Source organism: Algisphaera agarilytica (assembly GCF_014207595.1).
GTDB lineage: Bacteria > Planctomycetota > Phycisphaerae > Phycisphaerales > Phycisphaeraceae > Algisphaera > Algisphaera agarilytica.
In genome coordinates this window covers 3,427,562-3,451,919 of the sequence record NZ_JACHGY010000001.1, presented here as the reverse complement: position 1 = coordinate 3,451,919, position 24,358 = coordinate 3,427,562, and the positions used below count along the sequence as shown (strand labels likewise).

Annotated in this window: 26 protein-coding genes and 1 tRNA gene; 21 read left to right on the top strand and 6 right to left on the bottom strand. The window is 63.3% G+C overall.

Going from position 1 to position 24,358, the window contains the following annotated elements; all coding sequences use genetic code 11:
- Nucleotides 1–9 precede the first annotated feature (9 nt).
- From HNQ40_RS15000 to HNQ40_RS14980, 5 genes are all read left to right on the top strand, one after another.
- On the top strand, nt 10–333 hold the full coding sequence (locus HNQ40_RS15000; RefSeq protein ID WP_184678643.1) for a hypothetical protein: 324 nt from the start codon (nt 10–12) through the stop codon (nt 331–333).
- Nucleotides 326–2,200: a peptidoglycan D,D-transpeptidase FtsI family protein gene (locus tag HNQ40_RS14995; RefSeq protein WP_184678642.1), complete on the top strand. Its 1,875-nt coding sequence runs from the start codon at nt 326–328 to the stop codon at nt 2,198–2,200. Before HNQ40_RS15000 ends, HNQ40_RS14995 begins: the two co-directional genes overlap by 8 nt.
- A 188-nt stretch (nt 2,201–2,388) precedes the next feature.
- Nucleotides 2,389–2,544, top strand: coding sequence for a hypothetical protein (locus tag HNQ40_RS14990; RefSeq protein ID WP_184678641.1), 156 nt, complete (start codon nt 2,389–2,391; stop codon nt 2,542–2,544).
- 59 nt (nt 2,545–2,603) lie between these two features.
- A complete protein-coding gene (gcvT, locus tag HNQ40_RS14985) occupies nt 2,604–3,731 on the top strand; it encodes a glycine cleavage system aminomethyltransferase GcvT (protein ID WP_184678640.1) in 1,128 nt (375 codons plus the stop codon).
- Between the two features lie 89 nt (nt 3,732–3,820).
- Nucleotides 3,821–4,141, top strand: coding sequence for a hypothetical protein (locus HNQ40_RS14980; protein ID WP_184678639.1), 321 nt, complete (start codon nt 3,821–3,823; stop codon nt 4,139–4,141).
- 87 nt (nt 4,142–4,228) lie between these two features.
- Here HNQ40_RS14980 and HNQ40_RS14975 read toward each other — a convergent pair whose 3' ends face one another.
- The gene (locus HNQ40_RS14975) at nt 4,229–5,113 is read right to left on the bottom strand and encodes a sigma-70 family RNA polymerase sigma factor (protein ID WP_184678638.1); all 885 of its coding nucleotides are present in this window, start codon (nt 5,111–5,113) and stop codon (nt 4,229–4,231) included.
- Nucleotides 5,114–5,402: 289 nt separating this feature from the next.
- On the opposite strand from HNQ40_RS14975, the gene HNQ40_RS14970 reads away from it, so the two are divergent.
- The 3 genes from HNQ40_RS14970 to ispH all read left to right on the top strand — a co-directional run bounded on the left by HNQ40_RS14970 (nt 5,403) and on the right by ispH (nt 9,188).
- Complete coding sequence (locus HNQ40_RS14970; protein ID WP_184678637.1) at nt 5,403–7,247, top strand: SulP family inorganic anion transporter; 1,845 nt, start codon at nt 5,403–5,405, stop codon at nt 7,245–7,247.
- A gap of 18 nt (nt 7,248–7,265) precedes the next feature.
- Entirely contained in the window at nt 7,266–8,138 is an 873-nt protein-coding gene (locus HNQ40_RS14965; RefSeq protein ID WP_184678636.1) for a glycosyltransferase family 9 protein, read from the top strand.
- Nucleotides 8,139–8,240: 102 nt separating this feature from the next.
- On the top strand, nt 8,241–9,188 hold the full coding sequence (ispH, locus tag HNQ40_RS14960; protein WP_184678635.1) for a 4-hydroxy-3-methylbut-2-enyl diphosphate reductase: 948 nt from the start codon (nt 8,241–8,243) through the stop codon (nt 9,186–9,188).
- Between the two features lie 88 nt (nt 9,189–9,276).
- On the opposite strand, the gene HNQ40_RS14955 is transcribed toward ispH, so the two are convergent.
- The 3 genes from HNQ40_RS14955 to HNQ40_RS14945 all read right to left on the bottom strand — a co-directional run bounded on the left by HNQ40_RS14955 (nt 9,277) and on the right by HNQ40_RS14945 (nt 11,680).
- Nucleotides 9,277–10,011 (bottom strand): hypothetical protein, encoded by a 735-nt coding sequence (locus HNQ40_RS14955; RefSeq protein WP_184678634.1) that lies wholly within the window; start codon nt 10,009–10,011, stop codon nt 9,277–9,279.
- 233 nt (nt 10,012–10,244) lie between these two features.
- On the bottom strand, nt 10,245–10,835 hold the full coding sequence (locus tag HNQ40_RS14950) for a hypothetical protein (protein WP_184678633.1): 591 nt from the start codon (nt 10,833–10,835) through the stop codon (nt 10,245–10,247).
- Entirely contained in the window at nt 10,835–11,680 is an 846-nt protein-coding gene (locus HNQ40_RS14945) for a bifunctional 5,10-methylenetetrahydrofolate dehydrogenase/5,10-methenyltetrahydrofolate cyclohydrolase (protein WP_184678632.1), read from the bottom strand. Before HNQ40_RS14945 ends, HNQ40_RS14950 begins: the two co-directional genes overlap by 1 nt.
- Before the next feature lie 239 nt (nt 11,681–11,919).
- Here HNQ40_RS14945 and HNQ40_RS14940 point away from each other — a divergent pair, with 239 nt between their 5' ends.
- Nucleotides 11,920–13,215, top strand: coding sequence for a competence/damage-inducible protein A (locus HNQ40_RS14940; RefSeq protein ID WP_184678631.1), 1,296 nt, complete (start codon nt 11,920–11,922; stop codon nt 13,213–13,215).
- An 87-nt stretch (nt 13,216–13,302) separates the two neighbouring features.
- On the opposite strand, the gene HNQ40_RS14935 is transcribed toward HNQ40_RS14940, so the two are convergent.
- Both HNQ40_RS14935 and HNQ40_RS14930 read right to left on the bottom strand, forming a co-directional pair.
- Nucleotides 13,303–14,574 carry a tagaturonate epimerase family protein gene (locus HNQ40_RS14935; RefSeq protein ID WP_184678630.1) on the bottom strand — a complete coding sequence of 424 codons (1,272 nt, stop codon included), beginning with the start codon at nt 14,572–14,574 and terminating at the stop codon, nt 13,303–13,305.
- 73 nt (nt 14,575–14,647) lie between these two features.
- Complete coding sequence (locus HNQ40_RS14930; RefSeq protein ID WP_184678629.1) at nt 14,648–15,493, bottom strand: amidohydrolase family protein; 846 nt, start codon at nt 15,491–15,493, stop codon at nt 14,648–14,650.
- Nucleotides 15,494–15,802: 309 nt separating this feature from the next.
- Between HNQ40_RS14930 and HNQ40_RS14925 the strand changes: the two genes are divergently transcribed.
- From HNQ40_RS14925 to HNQ40_RS14870, 12 genes are all read left to right on the top strand, one after another.
- A complete protein-coding gene (locus HNQ40_RS14925) occupies nt 15,803–16,756 on the top strand; it encodes an aldo/keto reductase (protein WP_184678628.1) in 954 nt (317 codons plus the stop codon).
- Between the two features lie 58 nt (nt 16,757–16,814).
- The gene (locus HNQ40_RS14920; protein WP_184678627.1) at nt 16,815–17,273 is read left to right on the top strand and encodes an RbsD/FucU domain-containing protein; all 459 of its coding nucleotides are present in this window, start codon (nt 16,815–16,817) and stop codon (nt 17,271–17,273) included.
- A 93-nt stretch (nt 17,274–17,366) separates the two neighbouring features.
- Nucleotides 17,367–17,440: transfer RNA gene (locus tag HNQ40_RS14915), tRNA-Arg, on the top strand.
- Nucleotides 17,441–17,581: 141 nt separating this feature from the next.
- Nucleotides 17,582–18,751, top strand: coding sequence for a tyrosine-type recombinase/integrase (locus tag HNQ40_RS14910; protein WP_184678626.1), 1,170 nt, complete (start codon nt 17,582–17,584; stop codon nt 18,749–18,751).
- A gap of 335 nt (nt 18,752–19,086) precedes the next feature.
- Nucleotides 19,087–19,272 carry a hypothetical protein gene (locus HNQ40_RS14905; protein WP_221435554.1) on the top strand — a complete coding sequence of 62 codons (186 nt, stop codon included), beginning with the start codon at nt 19,087–19,089 and terminating at the stop codon, nt 19,270–19,272.
- Nucleotides 19,273–19,401: 129 nt separating this feature from the next.
- Nucleotides 19,402–19,968 (top strand): hypothetical protein, encoded by a 567-nt coding sequence (locus tag HNQ40_RS14900; RefSeq protein WP_184678624.1) that lies wholly within the window; start codon nt 19,402–19,404, stop codon nt 19,966–19,968.
- Nucleotides 19,969–20,046: 78 nt separating this feature from the next.
- Nucleotides 20,047–20,304, top strand: a complete 258-nt coding sequence (locus tag HNQ40_RS14895) for a hypothetical protein (RefSeq protein ID WP_184678623.1) — start codon at nt 20,047–20,049, stop codon at nt 20,302–20,304.
- A 76-nt stretch (nt 20,305–20,380) separates the two neighbouring features.
- Nucleotides 20,381–20,602, top strand: coding sequence for a hypothetical protein (locus HNQ40_RS14890; protein WP_184678622.1), 222 nt, complete (start codon nt 20,381–20,383; stop codon nt 20,600–20,602).
- Nucleotides 20,599–21,795 (top strand): helix-turn-helix domain-containing protein, encoded by a 1,197-nt coding sequence (locus HNQ40_RS14885; RefSeq protein WP_184678621.1) that lies wholly within the window; start codon nt 20,599–20,601, stop codon nt 21,793–21,795. The genes HNQ40_RS14890 and HNQ40_RS14885 overlap by 4 nt, the downstream gene beginning before the upstream one ends.
- Before the next feature lie 357 nt (nt 21,796–22,152).
- Nucleotides 22,153–22,488 (top strand): hypothetical protein, encoded by a 336-nt coding sequence (locus tag HNQ40_RS14880; protein ID WP_184678620.1) that lies wholly within the window; start codon nt 22,153–22,155, stop codon nt 22,486–22,488.
- Between the two features lie 293 nt (nt 22,489–22,781).
- Entirely contained in the window at nt 22,782–23,444 is a 663-nt protein-coding gene (locus HNQ40_RS14875) for a hypothetical protein (protein WP_184678619.1), read from the top strand.
- Nucleotides 23,445–23,892: 448 nt separating this feature from the next.
- On the top strand, nt 23,893–24,357 hold the full coding sequence (locus HNQ40_RS14870; RefSeq protein WP_184678618.1) for a hypothetical protein: 465 nt from the start codon (nt 23,893–23,895) through the stop codon (nt 24,355–24,357).
- Nucleotide 24,358: the final 1 nt, after the last annotated feature.

Here is a 24,358-nt window from a genome sequence, read left to right as displayed (position 1 = left end):
GGCCACGCCATGCTCCCCAAGCTTTTTTTCAGTATCGCCAGCATCGCGCTGATCGCCGGGGCGCTGCTCGGGTTGCACCAGCAGCGCCTGCAGACGCTGCACGCGATGTCGGACCTGCACGTGCAGATGGACGCCGACCGCAAGGCGACGTGGGACGCCCAGGCCGAGATCGCCGAGGGCTCGCACCCCGTGGCGTTGGACGAGGCGGTCGAGCGTATCGGGCTGGACCTCGAGCCGCTCAAACTCCCCGCCGACGACGGGGCCATCCCCACGCCCTGGCCCGACCCGACGCACTTCGCCCACGCCCCGGAACACGCGCCCAGCCGTGACTGACCCCACGCCCCCTAGCCCCCGCGACCCCGCCGAGAGTCCGACCCGTGTGGTCCCGGACACCGCGGCGCTGGAACGCAACAACCGCCGAGCGTTGAGCGTTGGCCGTGTGGCGATGGTGCTGGTGACGATCGCCCTGCTCGCCCTGCTCGGCCGGGTGTACCAGCTCCAGCAACACCCCAGCCCGCGCATCGCCGCGATGATCGACACCCAGATCAGCACACGCGACCTCGACGCCCGTCGCGGCAGCCTCGTCGACCGCCGTCAGCGTGTGCTCGCTACGACGCGCGTCGCCCACCGGCTGTTCATCGACCCCGACATCGTCGAAGACCCCAACACCTTCTCCGAGACCGTCGGCTACACGCTCGGCTACGACCCCGCGTGGATCGAGCAGCAGCTCTTCAAACGCCGCGGCAGCCGGTACATCGTGATCGACAAGCAGATGCCCGAGGAGACCTACGAGCTGTACCAGCAGACGCCGGAGCTGCTAGAGCTGCGCGGGCTCTCGTCGCACCCGATCCTTGTCCGCGACTACCCGCAGGCCCAGCTTGCCGGGCAGCTCGTCGGCTTCATCGGCCACGAGGGCAAGGGCCTGGACGGCCTCGAGCGCGCCTACGACGACCGCCTCGCCCCCGACCCCGGGCAGCACGCCTTCGTCTACGACCGCGGCCGCAACCGGCTCTGGCTGGCCAACCAGAACTACAAGCTCCAGGCCGACGGCAAGCCCATCCGGCTAAGCATCGACCTGAATCTGCAGGCCATCGCCGAGGAAGAGCTCGAAGCCACCGTCACTAAGTTCGAGGGTGAATCGGGCCAGCTCATCATCATGGACCCGCGCACCGGCGAGGTGCTGGCGTTGGCGAACTACCCGTTCTTCAACCCCGCCGACTTCCGCGACGAGAAGGGCCGGTTCCGTGAAGACGCCAAGCTCGCGCAGCGCAACCGCTCGGTCACGGACGTGTTTGAGCCCGGGTCGATCGTCAAGCCCTTGGTCTGGGCCGCGTCGATCGAGGGCGGCTACGCCACAGCCAGTGAGATGATCGACACCACCGACGACGGCATGTGGAAACCCCAGCGCGGGCCGCTGCTCAAAGACTCGAGCTACGGCCCCGGGAAGGGCCACGGCGAGATCACCTACGAAGAGGTCCTCGTGCAGTCGTCGAACATCGGCATGGCCGTCGTCGCCGAACGCATGGGCATGGATGCGCTGCACAAGATTCTCGACAGCTACGGCTTCGGCAAGGTCACCGGCTCGGAGTTGCCCGGCGAGATCAAAGGGATGTTCCGCCCCGTGTCCAAATGGAGCTGGACCGACCTGACCCGCATGCCCATGGGCCACGGCATAGCCGTCACGCCTCTACAGGTCACCCGTGCGTTCTGCGCGCTGGCCAACGATGGCGTGCTGGTCAACCCCACCATCGAAGCCCGCGCCGACGACACGGAAGATGAAAGGCGGACCAACATCACGGCCCGCGTGTTGTCGCCCCGCGTGGCTGAGAACGTGCGTGAGGTGTTGGCCCGCGTGGTCACCGAGGGCACCGGCCGACGCGCCCGATCGGACCTGTACGACCTGTTCGGCAAGACCGGCACCGCTGAGCTGCCCGACCTGAAAAACGGCGGCTACCACGACAACCTCTACAGCTCCTCGTTCATCGCCGGGGCCCCCGTCGACCAGCCGCGACTGGTGGTCGGCTGCTTCGTCCACAAGACGACCAAGCGCATCGTCGACGGCCAATACACGCACTACGGCGGCGTGGTCAGCGGACCGGCGGTGAAACGCGTCATGGAACGCAGCCTCATTTACCTGGGCGTGCCGACCAAAGAAGACACCGAAGTCACGACCGACACCGTCGCCGATCGTTCACGCTGAATAATGCCTTGGTCCCCTCTCCCCACAGGAGAGGGCACTCGCGCTTCTGTCTTCACGAAGCCAACACACAAAGTATTCAACCCGCCCTCTCCCCAGCCCTCTCCCGGTAGGAGAGGGGGTTAAGGCAAGCTTCACGTCGGCACGTTGAACGCCCCCACACGCACCCCCGCATCGTTATCATGCACGGCATGATGATCCGTCCCCGCACCAAAGCTCTGCGTTCGCGTCTGTTTACCACGCTGCTCTGCGGGGCCTTGCTCGTGATCGGCTCCGGCTGTGTGTCGTGGGACCCGATCTTCCGCGGATCGATGCGTCTCGCTTCGCTACTGCTGACGCTTATCTGACTCGTACCCCGCCCCACCGTTCGTTGCGGCTCCGCTGCAACGGCCCATGGAGTTTGCCCTTGGCCCTGCTTGACACCCCGTTCAAAAAATTCCACGCCGAGAACGGCGCGAAGCTCGTTGACTTTGCCGGCTGGGAGATGCCGCTGCACTACGGCTCGATCATCGACGAGCACAACCACACCCGGAACTCCGGCTCGATCTTCGACGTCTCGCACATGGGCCGATTCAAGATCACCGGCCGCCACGCCCGCAAGTTCCTCGAGACCGTGCTCACCCGCAAGATCTCGAACATGAAGACCAAGACCTGCCGCTACGCGCTGGTCTGCAACGAGCAAGGCGGCGTGAAGGACGACGTGCTGGTCTACCGCTACGACGACCACTGGATGCTCGTGGTCAACGCGTCGAACCGCACCAAGCTGCTCGCCCACTTCGATGCGGTGAAAGAATCGGGCAGCTTCGCTATCAAACTCGTAGACATCACCGAAGGCACCGCGATGCTTGCCGTGCAAGGGCCCGAAGTCATCGAAAAGATCGGCGAGTTCTCCAAAGAAATCCCCACCCTCAAGAACTACACCTTCGCCCTGAAGAACCTGCTCATCCTGAAGATGACCGTCAGCCGGACGGGCTACACGGGCGAAGACGGCGTCGAGGTGATCCTCGGCGCGAACATGGCGGGCATGGCGATGAAGCTGCTGCTCAAAGAGAAGGGCGAGGCCGCCGCGATCAAACCCGCGGGCCTGGGTGCCCGCGACTCGCTGCGTCTGGAAGCGGGCATGCCGCTCTACGGCCACGAGCTCGACGAAGAAACCGACCCGCTGAGTGCTGGGCTCGGCTTCGCGGTCTCGCTGGAAAAACACGTCACCGACGAGGACGACGTCGAGATCCCGCGTTTCATCGGCCAGGACGCGTTGGAAAAGATCAACGCCGAGGGCACGCCCAAGACCCTCGTGGGAATGAAGATCGACGGCCAACGCACCCCCCGCCAAGGCGCCGAGATCAAACGCGACGGCCAGGTCATAGGCACGGTCACCAGCGGCTGCCTCTCCCCCACGCTGGGCTGCCCCATCGCGATGGCTTACCTCCAACCCAACACCGCCACCACCGGCGATACCGTGACCGTGGCGGTGGGATCGTCGGAAGCGGAGGCGGAGTTGGTGCCGCTGCCGTTCTACAAGCGCGGACGCTGAGCGTCGATGATTGGCTACCAAGGTGGCCTGATTCAACTTCATCGTGAATCTAGGTTCGGCCTGTAGCGATCCTGGTCGATAACACCGGTATGTTCACTTCGCAAACGCGAGCCAGATTTCGCCGCCCAGGGCAGCGCTACGGCGCAATCACACTGGTTACGGGTGTTGTTGTTCTCGGGGTACCTGTCGCAGCCGCACTCATGCTGGCCATGCTTCCCCAAAACTCAAATCACGACATCACGCCCATCCTGAATTGGCTTGCAAAGCAAGCTCGTATAGGTGCGATCGTCGGCATCCCTCTTACGGTAATCGGAATCTTGGTTGTCGGGTTCACCCGGACGAAAGATGAGAAGGATGCGGCTAAAAAGCAGGCATGGAAGACCTTGCGGCAGCAAGCCGGTGGTTTGTAACGCTCAAGACAAGCCGCATCAATAACACTACGGCAAGCGCCCTCACCCCAACCCTCTCCCGGAGGGAGAGGGGGTAAGGCAAAAGAATCAAGCCGACTTGCGGGCTTCCATGTCCGCCTTGGCGCGGACGGCGGCGAGGGGGCGATCGGATTCGAGGCGTTGGTTGAGTTTCTTGAGCGCTTCGATCTCGATCTGACGGACGCGTTCGCGGGTGAGGCCGACGTGGGTGCCGATCTCTTTGAGGGTGAGCGGTTCGTTGCCGTCCAGGCCGTAGCGGAGGCGGAGGATGGTCGCTTCACGCTGATCGATCGCGTCGAGCAGAGCGCTGATGGTCTGCAGATCGTCGTCGAGCAGGACCTGTTCGTCCGGGCGGAGGTTGCGTTCGTCGCGGACGATCTCGTCGAGCGACGGGCCTTCGCCGTCTTCGCCGCTGCCGGTCTGGCTGGGACGTTGGCTGGCCTTGACCGCCTTGCGGATGATACGGACCTTTTTGGCGGGCAGGTCCATCTCCTCGGCGAGCTCCTGGATGGTGGGCTGGCGGCCGAGCTTTTCTTCGAGGTCGCGCGACGCCTTCTTCCACTTGGCGATCAGCTCAACCATGTAGGCGGGGATGTGGATGGGCTGCACGGCGTTGATCAGGGCGCGTTTGATCGCCTGCTTAATCCACCAGCAGCCGTAGGTCGAGAAGCGGGCCCCCATGTCGGGGTTGAAGCCCTCGACGGCTTTCATCAGGCCGACGTTGCCTTCTTCGATGAGGTCCTGCAGGGGCAGGCCGCGGTTCATGTAGCGTTTGGCCATAGCGACGACGAGACGCAGGTTGCTGCGGATCATGCGTTCGCGCGACTCCATGCAGCCCTCGTTGATGATCTTGCGGGCGAGGTACTTCTCCTCGTCAGCGGTGAGCAACGGAGACTCGTCGATCTGCTTGAGATACAACTCAAGATCGGTTTTCACGCGGGTCGATTTGGCCATCGGCGGCAGATTCCTCTCCAGTGCTTCGCCGTGCATTTCGAAACCCCCGGATTGATGGGGTCCCGCACGGCGAGAGGGGTCGTCTTCGGGACGACGGGCCTCTTCAGGTGGATCGGCGAATGGGAGGGGCCGCTTAAGGCGACCGCGAGGACAAACCCGTTGATTTGAATCACGGAATCCGAGGGCGTTTTGCGTTATCGGCCGTGATTCACCGCGAGGTCGAGCGGACGCGTCGCACCCACAACAGCCGCGAGGGGCACCGTTTGCGCGGAGTTGCTAGTCTGAGGGCATGGGATTCTTCGGTCGTACATCCAAGACCTGCGTGGCCGGCTGCCGATTCGCCGCTTCGCCGGTGTTGTCGGCCGGGACGTCCCTGGCCCGCACGACCCGCCAATACAACCCGACCCAATTTCGCGGCGACGCCATCGCGGGGCTGACCGTGGCGATGGTCGCGATCCCGCAGTCGATGGCGTTCGCGACGATCGCCGGGGTGCCGCCGATCTACGGGGTCTACACCGCGATCGTCGGCGCCATCGTTGGGGCGTTTCTGACCTCCAGCCCGCACCTCTCGCTGGGCCCGACCAACACGATGAGCCTGCTGGTGAGCAGCGGGTTCGTGGCGTTGGCCGTGACCGAGGGGCAGGTGTTGCAGGTCGCGATCATGCTGACGGTCTTCGCGGGGCTGATCCAGATTTTGTTTGCGCTGGCGCGGATGGGCGAGCTGGTGCGGTTCGTCAGCCACTCGGTCATCGTGGGGTTCAGTGCCGGGGCGGGCGTGCTGATCGCGGTCGGGCAGGTGCCCGCGTTCATCGGCGTGAGCCTGCAGGACACCTCGAGCAACTTCCAGGGCGTCGGCGAGAAGATCGACCGGCTGTTTCAGGCGATCCGGCTGAACGCGCAGCACATCAGCTGGGAGCCGATCGCGGTGGGCTTGTTCAGCCTGGCGATCGTGCTGGTCTGCAAGCGCATCAGCAAGTGGCTGCCGTCGTACCTGTTGGCGACCGTCGCGGGGGGCGTGGTGGTGTATCTGATGAACTGGACTGAGGCGGACCTGGCGCTGGTTGGCGACCTGGACCGCGGGCTGCCGAAGCTGGCGTTGCCGGAGCTGGACTGGCACGCGTACCGCCCGATGTTTGCCCCGGCGTTGGCGATCGCGCTGGTGGGCATGCTCGACGCCTACGGCATCGGCAAGAAACTCGCCGCCCGCTCGGGCGACCGCATCGACGCCAACCAGGAGTTCCTCTGCGTCGGCACGACCAACGTCGTCGGCGGCTTCTTCAGCTGCATCCCCTCCACCGGCAGCTACTCCCGCAGCGCGCTCAACGAGGCGGCGGGGGCCCGGACCCGCTTCGCCGGGCTGATGACCGGGGTGTTTGTCGCCGTCATCTTCATCGCGCTCGCCCCCGCGGCGCGGTACATCCCCATGACCAGCATCGCCGCGATCCTCTTCGTGATCGCCTACGGCCTGATCGACCTGGACTACGTGCGCCGCATCGCCAAGAGCAACCCGGCCGACCATTTGGTCTGTATCGGGACGTTCGTCGCGACGCTGATTCTGTCGCTGGAGATCGCCGTGTTCGTCGGGATCTTCCTGACCATCGCCCTGTACCTGCAACGCGCCCGCCAACTCTACATCACCGAGATGGTGCGGACGCCCGGCGTGGCCTCGGGTTTCATCGAACGGCCGCTCAAGGGCGACAAGCCCCAGAGCATCTGCGGCGAGGGCGATGCCGACCACGACGCCGACCCCGATATCGTCTTCCTCCAGGTCGAGGGCAACCTGTTTTTCGCCGCGGCAGACGACCTCCAGGACCGTTTCAACGACTTGTTGGCGTCCGACGCCCGGGCGGTGATCCTGCGGCTGAAGCGGACCCACATGGTCGACGCCACGATCATGCACGTGATCGAGCAGTTCAACCGGCAGATGAAGAAGGCCGATCGTCATCTGATCCTTTGTGGATTGCGGCCTCGGATGTACGATCGTATGCGTGAGTACGGGCTCGTTGACGATCTGGGCGAGGAGAACGTGATCGTGTCGGACAACGAGCCGTTCAGCGCCGCGAAGGCGGCCGTGGAGCGGGCGAGATTGCTGGTGGGGCCGAAGGCGGACGAAACGCCCGAGCCCGCGTCTTGAACGTTACCCGAGCACCGAATGAATCTGGTATTCCATCAAGCCGCACTGGGGGACTTTGCCCTTATCCTGCCGCTCTTGCGCGGGCTTGAGGGGCCAACGACGCTCGTCGCGCCGTGGTCACGCGGGCGGCTGGCCTCGGCTCTGATCGAAGACGTCTCGGCGATGGACATCGAGCTGTTCGAGTTCACCCGCCTGCACAGCGAAGACGGGCCGCACACGCTGAGCCCGGCGGTGGCGGAGTTGTTCGAGGACGCAAAGACCGTCATCAGTTTTGTCAGCCGCGACGACGATCCCTGGGCGGAGCACGTGGTTCGGCTGGCCCCGCAGTGCAATTTGGTGTGTCTGGATACCCGCCCGCCGAAGGAGTGGTACGGGCACCTTGCGGATTGGCACCGCGAAAAACTGCTGAGCCACGGCATCGCCCTCGCCGAGATCGAGGTGCCGCGGCGGAGTGATCCGTATGGGCCTTTGGTGATCCACCCCGGGAGCGGGACGCGTGAAAAATGTTGGCACCGCGAGCGGTTCGAGGCGTTGCTGGATCGCTGCCACGAGCAGCACCGTTCGGTGCGTGTGATCTTCGGCGAGGCCGAGGCTTCGCGTTGGCAGCAGGAGGTGGTTGAGCAGTGGCACGAACGCTACCACGCGGTGGGCTGCGCCTCGATCGAGCACCTGGTCGAGCAGCTGCTGGGAGCATCTGCATTCCTCGGCAACGACGCGGGCCCGACGCATCTGGCGGCGCAGCTCGGGCTGCCCACCACCGCCCTGTTCGGCCCGACCGACCCCGAGGTCTGGGCACCGCGTGGCCCGGAGGTGACCGTAGTGGCCCCCGACGAACCGACGGGCATGGATTGGCTCACGATCGAACGAGTTACCGAACTGGTGCTGCAATGACTTCGTCGTTTCGTAGGTCAGGCATGCTTGCCTGACGCGGCCTCAAAGCAAACCGATGTCAGGCAGACATGCCTGACCTACAGAACCGGCTAAAATCAGAGCATGCAGATCATCCTCGCCAACCCACGCGGCTTCTGTGCCGGCGTCCACATGGCCATCGATACCGTCCAGGAACTGGTCGACCTCATCGGCACACCGCTGTACGTCTACCACGAGATCGTGCACAACAAGCACGTGGTCGACCGCTTCGTGCAGCAGGGCGTGACGTTTGTTGAATCCATCGACGAGGTCCCGCCGGACAACACCGTGGTGTTCAGCGCCCACGGCGTCAGCCCACAGGTCCGCGTCGATGCCGAAGCCCGCAACCTCCGCATGATCGACGCGACCTGCCCCCTGGTGACCAAGGTCCACGTCGAAGCCCGCCGCTACGCCAAGATGGGCAAACAGATCCTGCTCATCGGCCACGCCGACCACCAGGAGATCATCGGCACCTACGGCGAGGCGCCCGAGGTCATGCACATCGTCGAGACCCCCGAAGACGTCGACAAGCTCGACTTCCCCGAATCGCAGGGCCTGATCTACCTCACCCAGACCACGCTCAGTGTCGACGACGCCAACGTGATCATCGCGGCCATCAAGAAGAAGTTCCACTGGTGCACCGCCCCGCCGAAGGAAGATATCTGCTACGCCACGACCAACCGCCAGCACGCGGTGCGTCAACTCGCGCCGTGTGCCGACCTGACAATCGTGGTGGGCAGCAAGAACTCGTCCAACTCCGTCCGTCTGACCGAGATCAGCATCACCGACGGCACACCTTCACACCTCATCGACGATGCGTCCGAGCTGCGCGACGAATGGTTCGAAGGGGTCGATACCGTGCTCATCACCGCGGGCGCCTCCGCGCCGGAAGACCTGGTCAAGGGTGTCATCGAAACGCTCGTCGAGAAACACGACGGCCACATCGACGAGTCGTACATCATCGAAGAGGACATGAAGTTCGCTCTACCGGTGCAGTTGCGCGTGCTCAAGCACGAGATGTCGCAGGCTTAATCATCGACGTTGCCGTTTAGCGGGCGATCGCAGATCGCCGTGATTATTCCCCCGGCGATCTGCGATCGCCCGCTAAACAGAGAACAACTCACGGCTGATTCAGATCAATCACCTCTTTGGGCTTGAGCGCTTTGGCCAACCCGTCGAAGTCGAACCACTTGCGTTTGATCTTGTCTTCGTTGGACGTCGCGCTCTTGAAGGTCACGGTCAGACGCGACTCGTCGCCCTGCGGGTAGAGCTCGGCGGTCTCGGGGAGATACACCTCCAACTCCGCCTCGTTGGTCACGGCGATCTCACCGGTGAGGATACAGGTGAGCACACTGCCCCCCGTCGTGTCGGTCAAGTCGATACGCACGGGCCGAGCCGTGACGGGGTCGAGCATCAACCGGAGGTTGAGCGCCGGGGGTTCGATGACGAAGTAGCCGTTAAACACCTCGACCTCGGGGGCAGAGGGTCGACGCGACGCATCGATCGGCATCAGCCCCAGGAGAAAGGGCACCGCTTCGGGCTGCACGGGCAGCGGCAGGGGCTGGACCAACGGTTGGCCGTATCGTCCGTAGTACGCCCGGCGTTCGTCGAGCAAGTCGAACATCCAGAACCCGTTGACATCCGACCCCGCCCACAACTTCACGTCCCCCAACAACTCCACGGTCCAGGCTGTATTCAGCGGACGCTCGAAAATCAGCCGCCCATCCCCGGATTCTCGGCGTTTGCGGTTCTTCCCGTCCCGCCAACGCATCTCGACCTTGGTCCGCGCCCACACCCGCTCCAACGCAGTCGCGTTCTGGTTGTACCGCCCCACCAACTCGGCGTAGTTCGGCAACTCTAAATCTTCAGTCTCGATCGGCGGAGGGTTCAGATCGTCCGGAACAATCTGCCCCGGGTTACAACCGACCAAAAACAAAGAAACAGCCACAAGACAGCATGTCGCCGCAGATTTCGCGGATGCACGCAGATTCAAGACCGGAAATTGGATTGGGTTTTGGAGCATCCTTGCCTTCCCTGATCGTTTGGAATCGGCGACATCTGCGGAATCTGCGGCAAAACCGCTCAGTCTCACAACTCCGCTTCGAGGATCTCGCCGAGCTGCGACGTGACCTGTTCGATCTGCGACTCGTCGAGACGCGGGTCGAGCACGTTGATCTGCTCGTCTTCGTTCCACTTGCCGAAGTGCCCCTTGGTCACGTCGAGCTTGGGGGTGAACTGCCACCACTCCTGGACCGGGCCGTCGCCTTCGGGATCGTCGCGGCGTTCGGTCGCGTCGTAGCGCAGCAGTTTTTTGCGCATCAGGATGAGGGCCACGACAAAGCGGAACGCCAGCCGCTGCGGCTCGGTCGCGTCTTCGAGACGACGCAGCAGGTTCAGCAGCACCGAATCATCAACGAAGGTCTTCTTCTTCGCGTTGGATTCCGGGATCGTGGTCTTCCAGTAGCTGAACAGGTGCGGCGGGCGGAAGCCTTCTTCCCACGCGGGGATCGAGATGTCCAGGCGTTTCATGCCGAGCTGGTCGCCCGCTTCGCGCTCCTCGGCGGGGATGTCGACCAGGGCCGAGTAGCAGCCGTCGCCGGGCTCGAGGGTTTCGCCCGTGGACGCACACACGCCGGAGGTTTTCTGCACTTCGTAGTTGGATGAGCTGAACTGCGACATCACGCCACCCCCAATTGCTTGGCAGCCGCGTCGACAGTCTGGTCGATCAGCGTGGCGATGGTCATCGGGCCCACACCGCCGGGCACGGGCGTGATGAGCGAGGCCACTTCCTTGGCGGTCTCGAACTCGACATCGCCTTTGTTGTCGCTGTAGCCCGCGTCCATGACCACGGCACCGGGTTTGATCCAGTCGCCCTTCACGAACTCGGCCCGCCCCACCGCGGCCACGACGATGTCGGCCTGCTTCACGATCTCGGCGAGGTTCTGCGTGCGGCTGTGGCAGATGGTGACCGTGGCGTTGCGGTCGAGCAGCAGCCCGGCCATGGGTTTGCCGAGGATGGCGCTGCGGCCGATGACCACGGCGTGCTTGCCTTCGATCGGCACGTCGTACGCATCGAGCAGACGCACGATGCCGCCGGGCGTACAGCTGGCGAAGCCGCCTTCGCCGAACCACATGTGGGCGAAGCTGCCGTAGGTCACGCCGTCGACATCCTTGCCCACGGGGATGGCCTCGAACGCGGCGCGTTCGTCAACCTGCGGCGGCGAGGGGTGTTGCAGGAGTATGCCGTGGACCGACGGGTCGCTGCCGAGTTCGTTCACCACGTCGAGCAGGCCCTGGGTGGTGGTGTCCTCGGGGAGCTCGACCTTGCGGGAGATCATGCCGATGCCTTCGCAGCGTCGGCGTTTCATCTGGGTGTAGGTGATGGAGGCGGGGTCCGCGCCGACGAGGATCGTGGCGAGGCACGGCGTGACACCGGTGTCTTCCTTGATCTTCGCCACCCGCTTCTCGGCCGCGGCGAGGGTCTCGCTGGCCACCCGTTTCCCGTCCATGAGAGTCGCTGTCATGGGGGTAGTTTAGCACGTGAGCGGGGGTGCGCCGCTTGGGAGCGTTAGGCTAAGAGCGGGGTTGGGTAGGCGCTAGGGATTAGGCGCTAGGCGTTAGGAGAAACTTTGCATCTCGGTCAACAGTCCGAACTCTCTCCTAGCGCCTAACCACTAGCGCCTAGCGCCTTCGCGGCCCCGCTTTGCATCTAGCCACACTACACCCCCGCCCCGCCGCTCTCGCGGCGACTACACTCTCCCCCATGCAAGCGATTCTTCTTTCGATCGGCGACGAGCTCGCCCTGGGTCAGACCGTCGACACCAACTCCGCCTGGGCGGCCGCCAAGCTGGCGACGCTGGGTATCTCGACCGTGCTGCATGAGACGGTGAGTGACGACCAGGACCTCATCGCCGCGAGCATTGGCTGGGCGTCGACCAAGGCAGACCTCATCGTGATCTCCGGCGGACTCGGCCCGACCGACGACGACCTGACCCGCCAAGCCCTGGCCCAAGCGATGGGCGTGGAACTGGTGGAGGACGCCGAGAGCATGGCGGACCTCGAAGCGTTTTTCGCCAAGCGGGGCTACACCATGGCCGACCGCAACCGGGTGCAGGCGTTTTGCCCGGCGGGCGCAACGATGATCGCTAACTCGTGCGGCACGGCACCGGGCATCCGCGCGACGCTGAACCGGGCGGAGGTGTTTGTCACGCCGGGCGTGCCGCGTGAGATGAAAGCGATGATCGAAGCGGACGTAATCCCCGCGGTGCAGACGAAGCTGGCCGAGGCGGGCGCAGCCGAGAGCAAGGTCATCCTGGCGACGAAGATCAACACGTTCGGCTATGGCGAATCCGACGTGGCCACGCGGCTGGGCGACCTTATGCAACGCGACCGCAACCCGGTGGTGGGCACGACGGTCTCGGATGGCATCTGCTCGGTCCGCGTCCGGGCCGAGTTCCCCAACGTGGACGAAGCGCAGCAACAACTCGAAGACACCGTAACGAAAGTCCAAGACGTGATGGGCCCCACCGTCTTCGGCCGAGACGACACCTCGCTGCAGACCGCACTGGTCAAGCTCCTGCTCAAGGAAGACAAAACCGTCGCCACGGCCGAGTCGTGCACCGGCGGGATGATCGGCTCGATGCTGACCGACGTTCCCGGCAGCAGCGCTGCGTACCTCGGCGGATGGGTGACCTACTCCAACGCACTCAAGACCAGCCAACTCGGCGTACGCCCCGGCGTCATCGAGGCCCACGGCGCAGTCAGCAAAGAAGTCGTCATCGCGATGGCTGAGAGCGCTAAGCAGCGCAGCGGCGTGGACTACGCCGTGTCGGTGTCGGGCGTCGCGGGTCCCGGCGGGGGGACGGAAGAAAAACCGGTCGGCACGGTGTGGCTGGGCTTGGCGACACCAAACGGCACCACCGCCCGCCTCGCACGGCTGATCGGCAACCGCACCAGCGTCCGGGACCGTGCGGCTAAGTGCGCGTTGCAGATGGTCCGGCTCACGCTGATGGGCGAGGAGCTTGGACATATCCGTTGGTTGGCGAAGCATGACGTTTAGCGGGCGACGCGCAGCGTCCCGCGGCCGTTGGAAATACCCAACCGCGGGGCACTTCGTGCCGCCCGCTAAACGTTGGGCGGATACGTCTTACGACAGACCCGCGTGCAGTGCTTCGAGGTGACGGCCGAAGTGGTCGTCGAGGATCTCGGTGTAGGTGTCGGGGTGGGCTTCGAGGCAGGCGAAAAACGCCGGGCCGAGCTTGGGGTCGGTGACGACCGAGCCGAAGGTGCAGTGCAGGATCTGGCGTCCGGCCTTGGTGAAGCCCTTGCCCGCGGGGACCTCGGACCAGTGTTCGAGGTACTCACGCTCGAGTTCTTCCAGCGACTCGACCTGATCTTCCGGCGGAGCGCTGTCGAGCGTGGCGTGGACGTGGTAGGTCGCCTTGTCGGTGTCGTAGCGATCACGGCTGAAGGTCACGATGTCGCGGAACAAACGCTCGTCGTGGCGGGCGATGACGCGCAGCGCTTCAAGATAGCTGGTGCCCGCGGTCTTGACGTGGAACCGCCCTTTCGTGGCGCGGGCGAAGGCGGGGTACATCGAGATCTTGTCGCTGCCCGAGTGGAGGCTGAGCTTGTACGGGCCCAGATGCTCGGCGATCGCGGCGTGGTCGGCGAGGGATTTCTCGAGCACATCGAGGTCGCCGATGTAGTCGACGCCTTTTTCCATCTCGCCCACGAAACGCGGGGCGAGGCTGACCAGGTTCATCTTCGCCTGAATGAGTTGGTCGGCGATGATGTAGTGCTCGGCCAAGGTCGTGGGCTGGTCGGTTTCGTCGACGCTGATCTCGATCTCGTGGTCCTGGCTGCGTTTCTCGGCGGCGGCTTTGATCACGGCGGCAAGTTCAACGGAGTGCTGGATCGCTTTGCCGTACTTCACGGCAGCGCGTTTGACGGTGAGCTCGTCGAAGACGATCTCGGGGCCGCCCGGCACCTGGATGGTCTTGCCCAGGTATTGGTCGACCCACGGCTGGGCTTCGTACTTGGCTTCGACTTCCTCGGCGGAGTAGTTGTCAGCCTTCTGGTCGACTTGGTCCGACGGGTCGATGGTGAAGAAGGTGAACTTCGCCTCGGCCATCCGCTCGACGTCTTCGGGGGTCTTGAGGTGGTCGGCGTCGCTGCCCCAGGGCTCATCGAAACCGGCGGCAACGAGTGCTTCGGAAGCAGCGGTCATGACCTGGTCGGGCTGGCGGTCGGTGCGGGCCATCTCGCGGATGGACTGCTGGGCAAAGATGCCGCGGATGTGGCCGCCGGTGCGTTTGAGTGCGGCGAGGTGGCCGGGCGTGGCGGAGCCGAGGCGGTCGCCGAAACCGAAGGAGGGAGCCAGGCCGAGGTTGATTGCTTTGGAGTTCGAGTCAGTCATGGTTGCCATTCTTGGGGTGAGTGGAGGCGGGCCGCGGTCACGGCCGTTGCTTGGGGGCGATGGTTTGGTTCGTTCAGTCGGCGTCGATGCGGTAGGCCTTGAGCACGGTGTTGCCGTAGAAGTCGGCCTGCTCGGATTCGCTGAGCCCGTCGGCCAGCGTCTTCACGGTCGACAGCCAATCGGGGTACTCGACGCCGACCAGGCACACCGGCCAATCCGAGCCGAACATCAAGCGCTTGGGTCCGAAGGCGTCGAGCGCGGTGTCGAAGTAGGGCTGGAGTTGTTCGGCGGTCCAGTTTGTCGGGTCGGCCTCGGTGACCATGCCCGACAGTTTGCAGAACACGTTGTCCCGCTCGGCGAGCGAGCGGAACTGCGTCGCCCAGGGCTCGAGCACGTTGTCCTTGATGTTGGGCTTGCCGATGTGGTCGAGCACGAAGCGCTGCTCGGGGTGTCGGTCGACGAGTTCGATCGTGGCCTGCATCTGGTTGTGGTAGATGCACAGGTCGAAGACGAGGTTGTGGGGGGCGAGGGCCGAGAGGCCGTCGTTGAACGTTGCATCGGAAAACACCTCGATCGGCGAGCCCTGGAGCACGTCGCGGACGCCGACGAGCTTGTCGGCTCCGGGCAGGGTCTTGGCGAGGTATTCCTCAACGGCGGACTTGCCTTGGGAGAGCGGGGCCTTGCCGACGACGCCGTAGACCCAGGGGTTCTGGCGGGCGTGTTCGAGCAGGAAGCCGGTCTCGCCGAGGATCGAGCGGGCCTCGACGCTGATCACGCCATCGACCCCCGCCGCGTCCATCGCGGACTTCAGGTCGGCGGGCAGGAAGTCGCGGCGGATCGCGCTCATCGAGTCGTCGATCCAGCCGAACTCCTCGGCGGTGTACTTCCAGAAATGGTGGTGGGCGTCGATGATTCGCATGGTTAAGTCGCTGGGGATCGCGGTGCGCGGGTCAGGCGTTGACCGTGTTTCGTGCGGGCCAGGAAGGCCGCGATCGCCGGGGCAGGATAATCAAAATCGGGCGTGAAGGATTTAATCCGCGGCGTCAATTTCGGCCAACTTCTTCAACTTGAAGTACAGTTGTGCCTCGGCCGCGCGGGCTTTGACTCCACCGTTCTCCGACGGCATGAGGTGGGCTCCGCCTGGGCTTGCCTCGGCTCGCCCTGAACGATACATTCCGCCCAAGTTATATACTTAACCCAAGCTTTTCAACCCCCCAGGACCTCCGCCATGGAATACCGCCAGCTCGGCAACACCGACATGAAAGTCTCGATCCTCAGCTACGGCGCCTCGTCGCTGGGCAGCGTGTTCCGCGACATCAACGAGGCCCGCGGCATCGAGGCGGTCCACGTCAGCGTCGAGCGGGGGATCAACTTCATCGACTGCTCGCCGTACTACGGCGTGACCAAGGCCGAGACCGTGCTGGGCAAGGCCCTGGAAACCCTGGACCGCGACAAGTTCTACCTCGCCACCAAGGTCGGCCAGTACGACCACGGCGTGTTCGACTTCTCTGCCGAGCGTGTGAAGAAGAGCGTCCACGAAAGCCTCGAACGCTGCCGGGTCGATGTCATCGACCTGATCCAGTGCCACGACATCGAGTTTGCGGATGTCGATCAGATCGTCAACGAAACCCTGCCCGCGCTGCACGAGCTCAAAGCCGAGGGTTTGGTGCGTTACGTCGGCATCACGGGCCTGCCGCTCAAGGTGCTGCGTGAGACGATCAACCGCTCGGAGCCGGGCATGATCGACACGATCCTGTCGTTCAGCCGGTACTGCCTCAACGACCACGCCCTGGCCGAGATGTTTGACCTCTGTGAGAGCCGCGGCATCGGCGTGATCAACTCGGCGCCCACCAGCATGGGCCTGCTCACCCCGCGTGGCTGCCCCGACTGGCACCCCGCTTCGGTGCAGCTCGCCCGCCACTGCGAGAAGGTCATCAAGGAGTGCCAGGACAAGGGCTGGGACATCACCCAGATCGCGATGCAGTTTTCCTGCCGCGAGCCCCGCATCGCCAGCACCCTCGTGGGCTCAGCCAACCCCGACAACATGATCGCCAACATCGAAGCCGTCGAAGCCCCTTACGACGCCGAGAAAGTCGACGCCGTGCTGGAGATGCTCAAGCCCGTGCACAACTTCAACTTCACCCGCGGCTTCCCGGAGAACCAGGATGCGATCGTCTGCTAAGCCCAGGCGTTTCGCTGCATCCAGTTTTCGCCAACCGCTCTATCCATCGAGACCGCCCATGCTCAAGCTCCCCGTGCTGCACCCCGAACTCCTGTCCAGCCTCGGCCGGGCGGGCCACCTCTCGACGGTGCTCATCAGCGACGGCAACTACCCCCACACGACCAAGCCCCTCCCCGGCGTGGACGTCGTCTGGGCCAACTACCGCCCGGGCCTGCTCGACGGCAACACGGTCCTTGAGATGCTCTGTGACCTCATCCCGATCGAGGAGGCCACCGTCATGGCGCCCAACCTCGAGGGCGAGTTCACCATGGACCACGACCCGCCGATCTGGGAGACGTACAAGAAAACGCTCGCCGACCGGGCCGACTTCCACAAAGACCTCGTCCAGCTGCAGAAGCCCGAGTTCAACGCGCTGGCCGAGAAGCCCGACCTCGCCCTGGTCATCGCCACCGGCGAGCAGGCGATCTACGCCAACCTGCTACTGACCATCGGCGTCGTGATGCCCGAAGACGGGTAAATCCGCCCCACCTTTCGCCCCGGTTCCATGTCCCGGGGTGCTGTGGCTAACCACCGCCATCCCGATCCCGCCGGTCGATATCATGGGGGCCACGCCCTCGTAGCTCAGCTGGATAGAGCACCGGCCTTCTAAGCCGACGGTCACAGGTTCGAATCCTGTCGAGGGTATTGCTATAATCGCATATCGCCTACAAAACAAGGCGATTCGCAATCCAAACTCAGATTGCGACAACCGGAACGACAACCGGAGCGACCAAGATGGCAAATCAGGCACGGAAGCCCAAATGGCCCCACACCAAGGTCACAAAGATGACCGCCCACAAGAATGGGCAGTGGTGTAAGAAAATACTCGGCAAGATTCACTACTTCGGGGGCTGGGACGCCCCCGACGGGGCGCTCGACCGCTATCTCGCTGTCGCCGCCGATCTACACGCCGGGCGACCGGCCAACACTTCGCCGTCGTCTGGCAGCGTGACCGTTGCGGGCATCTTCAACGAATATCTCGCCGACCGCGAGGCCGACGTGAGGGAGACGCGACGCGACCTAGACCAAGTGACCGAGGGCGGCATCGGTGCGGCGACATTCAACCGCTACCGCCGCGCAGGGGCCATTGTGGCCGATGTGCTGGGCGCTCAGACGGACGCCGACGACCTGAAGCCCGCAGACTTCGCACGGCTCAGGAACCGGCTCAAGGCGAACTACCGGCCCGAGACGATGGCGAACTACACGAACGCCATCAAGACCGTGTTCCGCTGGGCGTATGAGGACGCCGAGCTACTTACCAACGCCCCCCGCTTCGGCAACAACTTCGCAGTCAAGAGCCTGAAACGATCCCTGCGCCAGTCGCGTGAGCAGGGACGCAAGCGGCTATTCACGCCCGAACAGATTCACAAGCTACTCGCCGTCGGCACCCCCCTGGACCGTGCTTGCATCCTGCTGGCCATCAACTGCGGTTTCGGCGCGACCGACTGCGGCGACCTGGAGGAAGCCCACATCGACCGCGACCTTATGCTGATCGATATGCCCCGCCCCAAGACGATGGTGCCGCGTATCTGCCCCGTATGGCAGGAGACGCTCGACGCCATTGACGAGGCACAGGCCGACCGCCCCACCCCCACCAACCCAAGGGACGCCGACAAGCTGCTCCTGTCGCCTACAGGGCGACCGCTGACCAGTGCGGGCGAGGTACGGCGCGGCGACCGGGGTGAAATAAAAGCCGTGGTCCACTACGACGACGTGTTCCAGCGGTTCCTGGTGCTTTGCCGTATGGCCGAGATCGACCGCCCGAAGGGTTGGGGCTTCCGCGTGTTCCGCACGACGTTCGCCACCATCGGCAAGCGCAGCGGCAACAGCGACGCCGTCAAAGTCATTATGGGTCACGCCGACGGCGAGATGCTCGAACACTACGTCGAGGAAGAAGACTACACCGCCCTACGCGCGGTGAGCGACCACGTTTATCGCTGGTTGTATGACAAGTGAGCGGTCCGAGCGTCGGACCCGCCAAATAAGCGAGCCGCAACGGTGGTAGGACACCAAAGCGGCTCTGACCACCATCGATGAGGTAACCACCGATGACAGCTACCCCGATTCTACCTGCTGAACGCAGACGCTTTAACGACCCTCTCCATCAGGCCCGATACGACATCTCACAGAACAGCCGACGCCGGGACCGGCCAGCCCCTAAAGACTACCCACCGCCATGGCCCGTCAACTTCGATCCTCCGCGCTTCCCCGATCCGCCTGGAAAGACGCCAGACGCCTTGCGGCGAGCGTGGGAGCTGTGGACGTGGTGTTGGGATGATGTGGCCGAGGGCATGGAGCTAGAAGCCGCAGCGCCGCTGTTTGCCTTGTACGACGTCATGGGGCGGGCGGGCGTGGAGTTTGATCCCCGATTCGCCGAGGCGTTCGAGCATTGGCGTGAATCCGAGCAAAGCCGTCACGACGATGGCCACGACCACGACTTGGGGCGAAGCGTGGATGATTTACCGTGGGTGAAATGAACTACCCGGCCCCGACCAACAGCCGTTTACAATATCAATGCCGGTGTGGGTAGCTCCCACAACGCTCCGCCCCTGCCGTCCATCACCTTGGCGGCGGGGGCGGTGCAGCCGGTTGAAAGGTGAAAACACATGCTTGAACAAGAGATGCTGAAGCGCCGCGTTGAGATCGCTGTCCGAGCAGACTCTATCGCTAGGACCGAAGAGCTTTTCGCTGAGGCTGAATGGGGGCAGTTTCGTGCGGAACTAACGAATCACTATAAGCCCTCAGCAAGCATCAGGAGCGACTGGGACAGCGCGGGCGAGCTGCTGAGGCAATCGTTTGCCAGCCTCTGCGCTGAAATCGATAGCAAGCCCGATGCGGCCAACGAAGATTTGTGGCTAGACCTAGCCCGTCGCTGTCTGAAGCGGTCAAGCAAAGCGAAGCCCCCCTCTCTAATCCCTCGCCCGAAGTTTTGGAAGATCAAGACACCGCCAGCATCAGAGGGGGTTTCTATCGAGAACTACACTCGCCCCGAATACCCCAAGCGGGTTGCAGAGCTGCTGGGTATGGACAAGCGCACGCTTCTGAGTGACAGCACCATCCCGCACCGGCAGCTCAGCCCGCCGAAAGGCAAGAAATATGTCTTTGACCTGGATGCCATTGAGTCCAGAAACCCTGATGCCGCCGACATTTTGAGGCCGGATCGAACCGGATAGCGCGCGATCGTACGCTATCGAACATGAAGCGCTAACCACCCAATTGAGGGTGGTTTTTTCGTGGGTATTTATGAACCCATGAAGAACGCAAAGCCCCTTAAGACCCGTGACGTGTGCGAGGCATTGAACTGCGGCTACGACGCCGCAGTGTCGCTGTTCGAGCGCGGCCTCATCGAAGCCTGGTATCTCGACCCGACCGCCAAGCGGCGCGAGTGGCGAGTCGAGCCTGAATCGCTCGCTCAGTACATCGCCGACGCCAAGGCCGCATCGACGCCCCAGCCCAAACGGAGGCACCGCCGTCGAGTGACGCCTGGCCGCACCCAATACATCGCCTAACCCAGCGCGGCACGGACGCCGCGCGCCTAGCCGACACCAAGCCCAGCTAAAGCGGGTGTCGGCGGAGATCAAAGACATGGAAGATTCCCCGAACACCCACATCGTACCCACCCACGACCACGAACAAAGCCCCGGATACCAACTTTGCACCGCCATCGGTGGCAAGTCTGGAGGGCAAACGTTCATGGCTCACATCGAACAAGCGGATCACGAAATCGACGGCGAGCGGTATCACCGCATCGACGCCTACCGCTTTGCCTCTGAAGGCCTGTTGCGCGGCGCTTGGGGGCGAGGATGAGCCCAAAACTCGATCGCCTAGACCGGTTCATCGCCCTGACCAACGGCTTTACCCGCCACTGGCTCTCAGAGCTCACAGGCAACGAGCTACGGGTGTACATCGCCCTGGCCGAACACTTCGCACCCGGCAACTCGGGGCTGGTGTGGCCTTCACATAAGACGCTTACGAAGATCACCGGGATCACACGCCGCCAATCCATGAGCGAGGCGACACGCGGGCTTGAACGAGCTGGCCTGATCGCGGTGATTGACTGGCCCATGTACACCGACATCGGGGCGAAGCAGATGCGAACGCTTGGCGGTGGCGGCACCTCGGGACGCCCCAACGTCTACTGCCTCACGCATGTGGACGAGAACGGGATGCACCGAGCAGAGCAGCAGCGGCCCGGTCCAGCCGATGTAATGGCCGCACTTGAAGGGCAGCGCCAAACCACAGGCAAGGCCGTACGGGCCTACAGGCAGGGCCTACCGGCCAGTACGACCCAGCGCGTGATGCTTGATGCCTATCCCGTGCTCGCAGAATTCAACCCTTGCTGGACGGCAGAGGTACCCGACCACAAGGCCGCCCCCTTCGCTTGGGAAGACATTGTGATAGCGGGTGTGGTCGCCATGTCCACGACCCTTGAGCGGGCCTTCAACGTCGATGATAAGCCGCCTGTAGCCGAGTTCGGGTTGCAGAACCCAGCCGGGCCATCGCTTGAGGATGAAGGTCGCGCAGGGTCTGGGTGGATTGACGACGACGCTGTTGCCGAGGCGGTAAGCACACGCATGCAGATCATCGTTGGCGAGTGCGACCAGCTCAACGCCACGTACACGAGCGAGGACCGGCTTGGGCTGGACAACCTGGACGCCTGGCGAAGCTCGGCACCCAAGATTGCGGATATCTCGGAACAGCTCGAAGTCGGCCCCCGCGAGGTCGCCCACGCCGCACTTCGCCAGCTTGAGACGGCCGAATCTGACCGCCAAGGGTGCACGCTCAACGTGCAGGGGGTGCACGATAAACGGACACCTCCCCCAACAGAAAACGTGCACCCGGTGCACGATAAACGTGCAGGGGGTGTCCGCTCCAGCGTGCACCATAGAAGTAGACCCATAGAAGCAAACCCAACGAAGGAAAACCCAACGAACACTTCCGACGCTAACGCGTCGGTGGGTGCCGGTCGTGGCGTGGGCACCACGGGAGAAAATCAATGAGCACTAAGCACCCTGTGAGCCCCGTAACCCGTGAACGCTGGCGAAAGCTCGCAAACACACTGACGGAAGCCGCTGAGGCAGCAGAAGCCGGTGAAGATCGACGTGAGCAGGTCGGCTTGTTGGTCGTCACTGAGGCGTTAGCGCTGAACGTATCGACCGAACTGCGCGAATCGAGGTGCGGGAGGTAGGGAGTTATGTGTTGTGACACGTTCCCGAAGTGTGCCATCACACCGGAAGCGAAAGAGGACCCGTACCCCCCCAACGGGTCCTTAAGCCGAAAGCCCAACCCCCCGACACCAACGGAAGCTCGCACAAATCCGACTTTGTTAATCCCTGACTTACACCGAGGGCAACCCCATGATCGAAAGCAACTTACAAGCCGCCATTTTGGCCCACGCACGCCGCTGGTTTGAGCAGGCCAAGGATACCGAACCGCCTGCAAGACCCGACCCCATCACCGTGGATGCGTGGCAGCGATATACAGCCGCTAGAACGGCGTATGACGCCATGCAGACAGATGCCGAGGCCGGTGTCGCCCCCGCAAGCGCTGCGGCCATCCTGGGCCATTCTCCGACCAATCGCGAGGCGGTTGCGTTCAGCCGTGCGTTGAAGTCTGGCGAAGCTGCGGGGCTGTGGCGCGTGGTCAAGACGGGCAGCACCCGCGCGGTGCAGTTGGTGGAGGCGGAGCAATGAGCAAAATCCCCGCCGTCACCGAAACCGCCGCCCGTTGCCCTAAGTGCGGGTCGATTGAGCGAAAGATCACGCACAGCCGCCAGCTGGGTGGCGAGTCGCGCGAGCTGAGATGCGAATGTCTGACCTGCACTAATGAATTCGGCGACCCGACGCGCTATGTGGTCATCCGAAGGTGAAAGTTTTTGTTCCCTCAACACAAAACCGTTCAAAGTTTTGTTGTTTGTTGTTTTTATCCTGAGAAAATGATCAAAACGGATTGTTATCTCTCCCCCCCCCTCGCAAGGACGCGAACCATGAGCATCGATCGACCATTTACCCCCACCCGAGGCCACCGCCCGCCCCAAGACCCCAACACGCGGCTACGAACCCGCCTGGGCGTCGCCATCCCATCACCGTTCCAGGTGTATGACTGGTTCAGCGACGAAACCGAGTCGGCTGTAGTGGAAATCAACTCAACCCTGGCCAAACTCGCCGCGACCAAGACCAAGTTGGAGGACGAGAACCACGCGTTCAAATGCGCCGACCCGGTGGAGCTCACCGACAAGGCGATCAAGTCCAACGGCACAATCCACGAGCGGGCTATCACGCTGTTTCGAGACGCGATGCGAGCCTGCTCGACGGTAATCGATGTGGTCAAGCTTGTACGGAAGGACGCCGAAGCTTACCGCGAGCACTGCAGGGCCGAGGTCGAGCGATTGGATGCCGACTGGATCGAAAAGATGGTGGCGAGCGGCCACTACGAGGCGAGGCCATACGACAGCCAGAACGCGGGAGGCTGCATCAACTGGCAAGGCAAAGCCCGCAACTCAAAACTCATCACAGCCGCGCTCGGCGACCTGGGCAACTCCACCATCACCATCGGCTCATTAACCGAGAAACATCGCGATGCCGAATCTGGCCGCGATCACAACGCAACGGCGATCCGTGACTCCCGCGCAGCGCTGGCGTCGTTCTAATCCGTACCCCATATCTAGGAACCCACCATGACAAGCTCCACCCGAAAGACATTCGCAGAACTCATCCGCGTCCAATCCAACGCCGCTGCCCCGCGCTTAGCAGTCAAGCCAAAGCGTGAACCACGTTACAAGGTCGTGGGCGTCTGTGGATATGGGGAGAGAGGCTCCGAACTATCACTCGACGATTTCGGGGGCGACGGCCACACGCTTACCGAGTGGAACCGGCTGTCCGACGAGACCGAGAGGCTCAATCGCCGCCGGTTCGGTTCACGGTATGGCGCAAAGGCCCGTGTCAAATGAGATTTCATAACGGCCGCACTGTGATAGTGCGGACTCCTGCCCACCGCCTCAAATCTGGTCGGGGCGGTGGGTTTTACAGGCGACACGTTATCGCTAACAGCCGGACGGGGCGAGTTGGTGCCCTGGCCGGTTTTTATGAAAGCAGGACATGAAGAAGACTAAAACAACAAAGTCGTTCGCGTTCAAAGACAATGCCGGTACGAAGTGGTCTATCCAAACCGGCTACAAGTTCTTTCAGACAGTCGAAAGCGAGCTGGGCGTCGGCTTCGCGTCAACGACCGAAACACCGGCGCTCATGCGGATACTCACCGATTGGGTGTTCTGTGGCCTCTGCGTAATCATCGCCTGCCGCGAGCAGTTCGAGGCTAAGGGAATGACCGACGCCGAGTTTGGCTACCGCGTCACCGGCGATGCGCTGGCGAGGGCACAGATCGCCCTGACCGATGCGATCTGCGAGTTCTACCCGCACCCCGATCAGCGTAAGGCGATGCACAACATGGTCCGCCAGCTCCAGGATGCCGACGCCGCACTTGCCAAGCTGGCACAGAAGCAGATCGCGGCCATCGACGTGGACAAGCTGACCGACGAACTGATTAAGGGCGCGAGGGGGTAAG